At 51.9% G+C, this 10,415-nt stretch carries 7 protein-coding genes; 6 read left to right on the forward strand and 1 reads right to left on the reverse strand.

What is annotated here, in order from left to right; translation table 11 throughout:
• Positions 1-418: 418 nt before the first annotated feature.
• Positions 419-802, reverse strand: a complete 384-nt coding sequence (locus tag Q0482_RS03510; RefSeq protein WP_299143452.1) for a hypothetical protein — start codon at positions 800-802, stop codon at positions 419-421.
• Between the two features lie 712 nt (positions 803-1,514).
• Between Q0482_RS03510 and Q0482_RS03515 the strand changes: the two genes are divergently transcribed.
• The 6 genes from Q0482_RS03515 to Q0482_RS03540 all read left to right on the forward strand — a co-directional run bounded on the left by Q0482_RS03515 (position 1,515) and on the right by Q0482_RS03540 (position 9,863).
• Positions 1,515-3,299 carry a WG repeat-containing protein gene (locus Q0482_RS03515; protein WP_299143454.1) on the forward strand — a complete coding sequence of 595 codons (1,785 nt, stop codon included), beginning with the start codon at positions 1,515-1,517 and terminating at the stop codon, positions 3,297-3,299.
• A gap of 686 nt (positions 3,300-3,985) precedes the next feature.
• Entirely contained in the window at positions 3,986-4,684 is a 699-nt protein-coding gene (locus Q0482_RS03520; protein WP_299143457.1) for a TVP38/TMEM64 family protein, read from the forward strand.
• Positions 4,684-5,280 (forward strand): HD domain-containing protein, encoded by a 597-nt coding sequence (locus Q0482_RS03525; RefSeq protein ID WP_299143459.1) that lies wholly within the window; start codon positions 4,684-4,686, stop codon positions 5,278-5,280. Before Q0482_RS03520 ends, Q0482_RS03525 begins: the two co-directional genes overlap by 1 nt.
• A gap of 635 nt (positions 5,281-5,915) precedes the next feature.
• The gene (gene glyQ / locus Q0482_RS03530; RefSeq protein WP_299143460.1) at positions 5,916-6,797 is read left to right on the forward strand and encodes a glycine--tRNA ligase subunit alpha; all 882 of its coding nucleotides are present in this window, start codon (positions 5,916-5,918) and stop codon (positions 6,795-6,797) included.
• Positions 6,794-8,845, forward strand: a complete 2,052-nt coding sequence (gene glyS / locus Q0482_RS03535; RefSeq protein ID WP_299143462.1) for a glycine--tRNA ligase subunit beta — start codon at positions 6,794-6,796, stop codon at positions 8,843-8,845. Before glyQ ends, glyS begins: the two co-directional genes overlap by 4 nt.
• A 382-nt stretch (positions 8,846-9,227) precedes the next feature.
• Complete coding sequence (locus Q0482_RS03540; protein WP_299143463.1) at positions 9,228-9,863, forward strand: superoxide dismutase; 636 nt, start codon at positions 9,228-9,230, stop codon at positions 9,861-9,863.
• Positions 9,864-10,415 lie beyond the last annotated feature (552 nt).

Genomic DNA, 10,415 nt, shown 5'->3' on the forward strand with positions numbered 1-10,415 from the left:
TAGGGGAGCGGTAGCGACCTGAGAATCGTGTGAGACGCTTTCCCGTGGAGAAGTCCGGCACAGCCGGATAGGGGGTGGCCGCGGAAGCGGCCAATTCAGTAGAATGTTGGTTCATACATATTGATACTCAACGCAACAGGCTTTTTCACAGCTAACTGTTGCTGCCTCTACGCCAAGCGCTCCTTTCTGCCCCAAGGCAGCATTCTACCGGGAGATTTCTCGGCTCCCTTTCACTGGCTCCATAAAACTATGGAATCATACCGGCTTATACTACCGCTCGAAATGACGGGGGAGCCATAGTGGCACAATGCAAGCCCAAGCCCCATAACGCTGACTTTATATTGCGCCCATAGGGCGCCTCCACAACCCTCGCCCGCAAAGCGGGCGTCAACCTTCCCCTCTAAACCCCTGAAGCCGATTACAGCGACGAAGCCAGGAAGGCCATGAGGAGGAGAAGGAGGAACATCTGCCTGTTGTTTTTGCCGCGCAGGGTGCGGTCCTTCACGTGGACGCCCCAGTTCCATTTCGTATAGAGTGCCATGGCCAGCCAGAGGAGGAGGGATACCACGGTCAGGCGGAAGGTGCTTTCTTGGGATGCATTTCCTGCCAGTCCGAAGTCCACGGCAATCATCATAAGAAGGGTGAGGCATACCAGTCCACTGGTGAAATAAAGAAGCCAGCGGGGCGCTTCTTTATAGAGAAATTTTTCTTCCTTCGTGGATGCCCTGCCAAGGAAATAGGATTTGATAAACCAGAAGATAATGAGGACGGCCACGCCGTCAAAAAGATAGTTATGTTCCATAGGACAGTACTCCTTTTATTATTTTCTTTATTATGGACTATGAAAGGGAAAGGGGCAAGGGGGATTCGGCACGGGACGAATGTGAGTCACCGCGGCAGGAAACTATACGCGAAAGGTTTCCTGTCCGGCGTGGGATGAATGAGAATCATAGTGGCAGGAAACTATAGGCGAAAGGTTTCCTATTCGGCGTGGGACGAATGGGAATCATGGCGACAGGAAACTGTTTGCGAATGGTTTCCTACTCGGCATGGGACGAATGGGAATCATAGTGGCAGGAAACTATAGGCGAAAGGTTTCCCACCCGGCATGGAGCGAATGTGAAGCAAATCGACAGGAAACTGTTTGCGAATGGTTTCCTACTCGGCATGGGATGATTGTGAAGCAAATCGACAGGAAACTATACGCGAATGGTTTCCTATTCGACGTGGGACGAATGGGAAGCATAGCGACAGGAAACTATACGCGAATGGTTTCCTACCCGGCATGGGACGAATGGGAATCATATCGACAGGAAACTGTTTGCGAAAGGTTTCCCATCCGGCATGGGACGAATGCGAATCATAGCGACAGGAAACTATACGCGAATGTTTTCCCACCCGGCATGGGATGAATGTGAAGCATCGCGAATCGCCGACGCAGGAAACTTCCGTCCCTGTGCTACAATAGAAGGAGAAATTGACTTTCAGTTACTTTTCATGGTGAGGTGGTTTCCATGGTTTATAGAAAAATGATGACTGCCCTGGCAGCGGGGCTTCTGTGTGTTTCTTTTTCTTCCTATGCCAATGAAGGGCCCGAAGCGCCGAAGGGGGATGTAGTTCCTTTTACGGCAGCAGTGAAGGAGAAGGGGAAATGGGGGGCCATTGACGGCAGCGGGAAGATGGTGATTCCTGTTTCCTATGATAAGATCGGCGTCAGTCTGTCGGATCCCGATGTGAAGGATGATGATAGGGACAGTGAACCTGGCCGGGACAACCTGGTGGAGGTGGAGCAGGGGAAACTTCGGGGCTTCTATAACCGAAGCGGAAAAGTGGTGGTCCCCGTTTCCTATGAGACCCGTTCTGTCTGGAAGGAAGGCGCTCTGGCGGTGGAAGGGAAGGATAAGCGGATTTCCTTCTATAAGAAAGACGGCACGAAAATTTCCGATAAGACTTATGAGCAGGTGTCCGATTTCCAAAATGACATGGCCATTGTGAAGGCAGGCGGAAAATATGGTTATCTGTCCCTTGACGGAAAGGAAATCGCACCGGTGTACCAGGAAGCCCGTTATTTTGAGGACGATCTGGCGCCGGTGAGAATCAAAGGCCGCTGGGGTGTCATTGACCGGGACGGGAAAGAAGTGGTGGCGCCTCATTACAAGGATGCAGGACCCTCCTACAGCGACGGCCTTCTGGCAGTGGAGGATAATCAGAACCACTGGGGCTTTATCGACGGGAAGGGGAAAGAGGTGGTGCCTCCTGTCTATAAATCGGTGGTGCCCGTATTCAGCGAGCATATGACTGCTGTGCAGGATGCAGGCAAGCTCTGGGGGTTCATGGACAGTGAAGGCCATGTGACCGCGGTGCCTCAGTTCAAAGCAGTGCTCACCCCCTTTTCCGAAGGTCTGGCAGGGGTGAAGACCACCGATGGCAATGGCTATGCCAAACCGGATGGCACTATAGCTTTTATGGCGGAATTTGACAAATTATATCCCTTTGAAAACGGTATGGCAGAAGTCCGTACCGGGGAAGTGGGAGAAACGGCGGTGATGCGCCGCTTCCCGGTGACCATCGGTATCGGCTGGGGCTGGGGGCACTGGTATCATCACCATCATCACTACCATCACCCCTGGGGATGGGGTATCGGTTTCCCGGTGTGGGATCCCTGGTATTATGATTATGAAACGGTGCCCACCATCAAAGTGAAGAGGGGCTACATCAACAGCAGCGGCAAAGTGATTGCCAGCCCTGCCAATGACCGGGTGTTCAAGCTGGGAGAAAAGGGCATCCTTATCCGCAATGACGGAAAGTATGGCTGGGTGAACAGGGAAGGTACCTTCATTGCCCATACGATATACATGGGCCTTCTGCCTTTCGAAGATGACAATGTACTTCTGGCCCAGAATGACAGCAAGAAATGGGGCATTCTTTCCATGGATGACGGCAGCACCCTGGTACCCTTCTCCTACGATTCCTTCTATTTCATAGGAAACGGAATCTACGGATACAAGGTGAAAGATGCGTGGGGCCTGATTTCCAGAGAAGGCACCATCATCACAGAACCGCTCTTCCGCGCTGTGGCTAAGGGAGGAGAAGGCCTTATCCCGGTGAAGACGAAGGATGGATGGAGATTTATTGATTCTGAAGGCAAAGACCGTATTACCTTCAAAGAAGAAGCCGACGATGTGACTCCCTTCCACGAAGGCAGAGCCGGCGTGAAAATCAAAGGCAAGTGGGGACTCATCGATACCACCGGACAGTTTGTGGCAGAACCGGTGTATGAGGATCTGGATATTTTGTAAAATGGATGATACGGCGCTCCTCCCAAGGGGCGCCGTTTTTATACGCCATTTATGATAAAATCGGCTATCAGCTATCAGCTATCAGCTATCGGCTATCGGCTGTCGGCTGTCCATTGACTGCGCATGACTCTACGAAATACATAGAGAGGCCTATTCTCCCCCCTGAACAGGGGGGAGTCCGGCGCAGCCGGATAGGGGGTGGCCGCATTAGCGGCCAATTCACCGTAATGCCGGTTCATGACTAATGATACGCAACGCAAGAGGCTTCTTCACAGCTAATTGCTAACTGCTAAAAGCTAACTGCTGTCATGTCTACGCCAAGCGCTCCTTTCTGCTTCAAGGCAGCATTCTGCAGGGAGATTTGAGGGCTCCGTTTCACCGGCTCCACGAAACTATGGGATTCATACCGTCTTGTACCACCGCTCGAAATGACGGGGAGCCATAGTGGCACAAAAGCAAGCCCTGTAACGCTGACTTTATATTGCGCCCGTAGGGCGCCACCACAACCCTCAGCGGCACAGCCGCTGTCAAACTTAAGAACCCTCCGGCCAAGGGCCGGTCAATCTTAAGAACCTTTTCCTTCACAACCTTTTTACACAACCCGCCTGCGCCAGCAGGTCACAACCTTCGTTTTCGAACCCTCCCTTCCCCCATATGCTATAATATTTCCTATCAGGAGGACATATATGAAACAGCATAAACAGGGACTGGCCAGGGTGGCTCTTCTATTATCAGTGATTATTCTTTTCGGCGGTCTGTACCTGGCGGATCCCTCTGCTTTTTACACCATATGGGGGCTGCTGAAGCGGGGAGAAATCCTTGAAATTGCAGCCTATATCCATTCCTTTGGCGATGGGGCGGCGGTATTTGCCTTTGTGCTGACTGCCATTATGAATGCGGTGGGATTCCCGCCGGCCATGATTTTTTCCACGGCCTGCACATTGATTTTCGGTATCGTGCCGGGAATCCTTCTGGCCTGGGTGGCGGAGACCGTGGGCGCCGGCATCAGCTTTATCTTTTTCCGCACCTTCCTTCGGGATTCGGCGGAAAAATTGATTTCCGGGAATCGGAAACTGCAGGAATGGGATGAAAAGAGCAGGAAGAATGGCTTCCGGGTCATGCTCATAGCCCGGGTGATTCCCTATTTCCCTGCGGCAGCGCTGAATGCCTTCGGTGCCCTGTCGAAGATGAGTTTCCGGGATTACCTGCTGGCCTCTTTTATCGGGAAGTTTCCTGCCACCGCCATTGAGGCCCTCATTGGCCACGATACGGTGACCATCCACCAGAATCCCATGCGTCTTGGCATTGTGATTGCGATTTCCATCCTTTTATATGTCATCTTTTTCATCTGGGATAGAAGAAATCGGAAAGTGAGTGAAGAGTAATGGATAAAAACGAGGAAGAAAAGCTGGACCGGCTTTTTGATTTCTTCCGTGAAATCGATAAGGAAAAGCTTATCACCCGCCAGACTTATGTGACCGGGGCGGTGCGTATGGAAGATGATGCGGAACATGCGTGGCATATGGCGGTTATGACCCTCCTGCTTTCCGGGTACAGCAATGAGGAAATTGATGTGCTGAAGACGGTATCCATGCTTTTAATTCATGACCTGGTGGAAATCTATGCCGGTGACACCTACGCCTATGCAGGGGTGAGCAAAGAGGCCCAGCATGCAAAGGAAGCAGAGAGCGCAGACCGCCTCTTCGGCATGCTGCCGGAGGAGGGAAAGAAACTTCGCGCCCTGTGGGATGAATTTGAAAGGGCGGATACGCCGGAAGCCCGCTTTGCCCATACCATGGATAATATCCAGCCCATGATGCTGAACGACTACACCGGCGGCAGAGCCTGGAAGGAGCATGGCGTCCATCTTTCCCAGATACTGAAGCGGAATGAGCATACCGCAGAAGGATCAGAAATCCTCTGGGACTATGCCAGAAAAAAGCTGATTCGCCCCCATGTGGGGAAGGAAATTCAGGAGTAGAGGAGAGGGAAGAAGATACAAGGTGGCTGGAATTATTGGCGGAGACAGATTTGTTAAAAGGGGCACGGCTTCGCCGTGGGTTGTGGCCTGCTGGCGCAGGCAGGTTGTGTAGAAAGGTTGTGCTCCGTGTACCGAGGGTCAAGCCTTCCCAAACAGCAAACATAACACCTTCCGGCCATAACCTGCGACGTCAGCCGCCTTTTTTATTTGCGGCGGAGCCGCCACCACAACCCTCAGCGGCGCAGCCGCTGTCGCCCCCTGAGCGACAGCGAACACAACCTGCCTGCATCAGCAGGCTACAACCTTCGGGCCCGAAGAGCCCGTCAACCTTTCCTCGCTGAACCCTAAGAACCTTTTCCTACTTACCCCTTTACAACACCCCTCATATTTGCTAGAATGTTTGCATAACTACGGTGATGATGAAAAGGAGTACGCATGGTCAGCGAGCCGGTGAGGGTGTGAGTCCGGCAGGATGCGGAAGGCGTTTCGGAGCTGCTGCCTGAACAGAGTAGGGCTGCTATGAATGAAGGCGGGCCATTGGCCAATGAGGGTGGAACCGCGGGTCAGGTATCCCTGTAACTCGTCCCTGTAACTTACTTGTTACAGGGATTTTTATATTGTTTTTAGGAGGACATATGACATTTCAGCAGATTGTTTTAGCACTCCAGAAATTCTGGTCGAAAGAGGGCTGCGTCCTTGGCGAAGCTTACGACACGGAAAAGGGCGCAGGCACCATGAATCCTGCTACGTTCCTTCGGGTTATCGGACCGGAACCCTGGAATGTGGCTTATGTGGAACCATCCCGCCGTCCTGACGACGGACGCTATGGCGAAAACCCGAACCGTCTTTACCAGCACCATCAGTTCCAGGTAATTATGAAACCGTCGCCCAATAATATCCAGGAAACCTATTTGGAATCTTTGAAGGAACTGGGCATTGACCCGGAGGAACATGATATCCGTTTCGTAGAAGACAACTGGGAGTCCCCGACCCTGGGCGCCTGGGGCATTGGCTGGGAAGTATGGCTTGACGGCATGGAAATCACCCAGTTCACCTATTTCCAGCAGGTCGGCGGCATTGATGAACATCCGGTGGCCGTGGAAATCACCTACGGCCTGGAACGTATTGCCATGTATATCCAGGAAAAGGACAATGTGTACGACCTGGAATGGACCGACGGCGTCACCTACGGCGATATCTGGCATGAAAATGAATACGAACAGTCTGTATACAGCTACGAACTGTCTGATCACGACATGCTCTTCAAGCTCTTTGATATGTACGAAGCGGAGGCAAAGCGGGTAGTGAAAGCAGGCATGGTGCTTCCTGCCTATGATTATGTACTGAAATGCTCCCATTCTTTCAATCTTCTGGACGCAGCAGGCGCCATTTCCCTGTCCGAAAGAACGGAATACATTGCCCGGGTGAGAAACCTGGCCAGAATGTGTGCCAAAGCCTGGCTGAAGAAGAGAAAAGAACTGGGATTCCCCATGCTGAAAGGAAGTGAAGGAAAATGAGTAAAAATCTTCTTTTAGAAATTGGAACGGAAGAAATGCCTGCCAACATTATGGCCGGTGTGGTTGAACAGCTGAAAGAACTGTCCCGTGCAAAGTTTGAAGAAAATCGTATTTCCTTCAATGAAATCAAGATTTACGCTACACCGAGAAGACTGGCTGTGCTGGTGAAGGATGCAGCAGACCGCCAGCCCGATGAAGAAGTGAAGAAGAGGGGCCCGTCCATCAAAGCCGCTTTTGATGAAAACGGCAATCCCACCCGCGCTGCCCAGGGATTTGCAAGAGGACAGCATATCGATCCTTCAGAGCTGGTGAAGGAAGGGGACTATACCTGGGCCCATGTGGTGAACCAGGGCAAGGCAGTGGAAGACGTACTGCCGGAGCTTTTCCTTTCCCTGATTACCGGCCTCAATTTCACCAGAAGCATGCGCTGGGCTGATGAAGAAGCCCATTTCATCCGTCCTGTACGGTGGATTGTGGCACTGGCAGATGACAAGGTGATTCCTGTGGAATTTGCCCATGTAAAGAGCGGCCGCGTGAGCCGGGGCCATCGTTTCCTCTGCAAAGAACCGGTAACCATCGAAAGACCGGAAGACTACAAGGAAACCATGAGAAAAGCCTTCGTCATTGTGGACCAGGATGAAAGACGGGACATGATTAAAAAAGGCCTTCTGGAAACAGCGGAAAAACTGGGCGGCCATGTATGGCACAATGCAGACCTTCTGGAAGAAATCAACTACCTGGTAGAATATCCGACTCCCCTTTACGGCAGAATCGACGATGAATTCCTGAAGCTCCCCGTACCGGCAGTGGTTACTCCCATGCGGGACCATCAGAGATACTATCCGGTAAGAAACGAAGACGGCAGCCTCATGCCCTATTTCCTCACCGTCAGAAACGGCGGCACCAAGGCATTGGAAAACGTACAGCACGGCAATGAAAAGGTGCTTCGTGCCCGTCTGGACGATGCTAAATTCTTCTTTGAAAACGACCGGAAGAAAACACTGGAAGGCCACCGGGATGACCTCACCCGCATCAACTACCAGGAAGGTATGGGCGACATGAGGGATAAGGCAGACCGCCTGCAGAAACTCACCGCCTTCATCGGCAGCGACTGGCATTTCAGCGATGAAGAAATGAAAGACGCTGACCGGGCAGCCTTCCTGTCCAAATCAGACCTGGCCACCGGCATGGTGACGGAATTCACAGAACTCCAGGGTGAAATGGGTAAGGAATATGCCCTTCTGGACGGTGAAAAACCGGAAGTGGCTCAGGCTATTTTCGAACAGTACATGCCCCGCTTCGCCGGCGACATCCTGCCGAAAGAATCCATCGGCCGTGCCCTGTCCCTGGCCGATAAACTGGATAACCTGGCTGCTACCTTCCTCCGCGGACTTATTCCTACCGGCTCCCAGGATCCCTTCGCCCTCCGCCGCCAGACCATCGGCGCTGTGAATATCCTCACAGACGGAAAAATTCACTGGGATATCAGAAGAGGCATTGCCAAAGCACTGGAACTCCTGCCCGGCGACAAAGAAGCCAAGGACAAGGTGCTCTCCCAGGTGGAAGATTTCTTCCGTCAGCGCATCCGCGCCATTCTCCTGGATAACGGCATCGAATATGACATCATCGACGCTGTGCTGGCAGGCCCTGTAGATGATATCTACGCTATTTTCCTGAAGGCTCAGGCTATGACCGAAAGCCATCTGAAGGAAGAAACGGATCTTCGTCAGGCCGTTACCCGCCTTGCCAATATTACCAAAGGCAAGACCGGCGGCGAAGTGAAACCGGAACTCTTCGAAGAAGAGGCGGAAAGGAACCTGGAAGCAGCTCTTGCAAAGGCTATGGCAGCTGTGGAACCGCTGTATAAAGAGTATCGCTACGCCGATGCCCTTCCGTACCTGAAAGAGCTGACCGCGCCAATCAACGACTATCTGGACAACGTTATGGTCATGGTGAAAGATGAAGCTGTAAAAGATAACCGTATCTCCCAGCTTCTCAAAACCCTTTCCTTCTTCGATGCCTGGGGTGACTTCAGCAAACTGGTGTAATCGCGGATATATGAAAAAATCCTCCAAAGGAAACTTTGGGGGATTTTTTTACATGGGTAGATGGCGGAAATTAGATGATAGACGATAGAAGGTAGAAGACAGACTCTAGAAGATAAAGACAGTCGGTCAGGGAGTCCATTGTATTGTGGATGGAGGCTGGTTCCTGGTTCCCAGCTGCAAGAGACCGGCTGCAAGCTACTAATCCCCTCTGAACCCTTTGAACTTCTGAGCCCTCTGAATCCGGGCCGCCATGCAGACCATGTAAAATATCGAAAATTACTTGACTATTTCAAAAATATTCGATATAATACAGACAGAACGAATCGAGAAATATCGTTATTAGGTTAATCTTATACATCCTATGTTTCCAAGTAAAGGAGAAATGACCATGTTTAAATTACCGGAATTACCATATGCTTACAATGCCCTTGAACCTGTAATGGATGAAGCTACCCTTCATTTCCACCATGACAAACACCATGCCACCTATACAGCCAACCTGAACAAGGCGCTGGAATCCCATCCGGAACTGGCAGATAAGTCTATCCGCTATCTCATCGGCCACCTGAATCTTCTTCCCGAAGACATCCGGGGCGCTGTGAGAAATAATGGCGGCGGCTATTTCAACCACGCCCTCTTCTGGGACATGATGGCACCGGAGGGAAGCACTTCCTTCGACGGCCCGGTGGCTGAAAAGATTAAAGCTGACTTTGGTTCCTTTGAAGATTTCAAAAAGAAATTTGCTTCTGCTGCGGTTTCCCAGTTCGGAAGCGGCTGGGCATGGCTGGTGCTTAATGGAGACCATCTGGAAGTTCTCTCCACCTCCAACCAGGACAATCCTCTCACAGAAGGAAAGAAGCCGCTGCTGGCACTGGACGTATGGGAACATGCCTACTATCTGCAGTACCAGAACCGCAGACCGGATTTTGTGGAAAACTTCTTCCGCATTATCAACTGGGACTATGTGAATAAGCTCTATGAAGAAGCTCTGTCATCAAAGAAATGCGGCGCTAAATAATTTCATAAAGGCATTATAAAAGGGGCTGTGAAAAAATGTAAATCATTTTTTCACAGCCCCTTCGGATTTTCTACGAAAATCCGCTATCCTCCGTCGCCTACGGCGACACCCCCTTCCTGAGGAAGGGGGCTTTTGCACTCCGTCATGCAGCACTGGTGACATTAAGGGCAATACCGTAACGCTGACTTCATATTCATCGCCCGAAAGGGCGATACCACAACCCTCGGGCCCAAAAGGCCCGTCAAACTTCAGAACCTTAAGACCCCTCGGCCCGGAGGGCCGTCAACCTTTTCCTCTGAACCCTCTGAACCCTCGATCGGGATCGGGACCGGGATTGGGGGAGCTGGCTTTCTCTCCACAAACTTGCCCACCCCCGCATGCGGGGGTGGGGGGACCACGAAGTGGTGGAAGGGGGAGGCGAGCGAAGCGAGCCCATGCTGCCAAAGGCGGCAATACACAACCCTCGGGCCCAAAAGGCCCGTCAAACTTCAGAACCTTAAGACCCCTCGGCCCGGAGGGCCGTCAACCTTTTCCTCTGAACCCTCTGAACCC

Source organism: uncultured Dialister sp. (assembly GCF_937959425.1).
Classification (GTDB): Bacteria; Bacillota; Negativicutes; order Veillonellales; family Dialisteraceae; genus Dialister.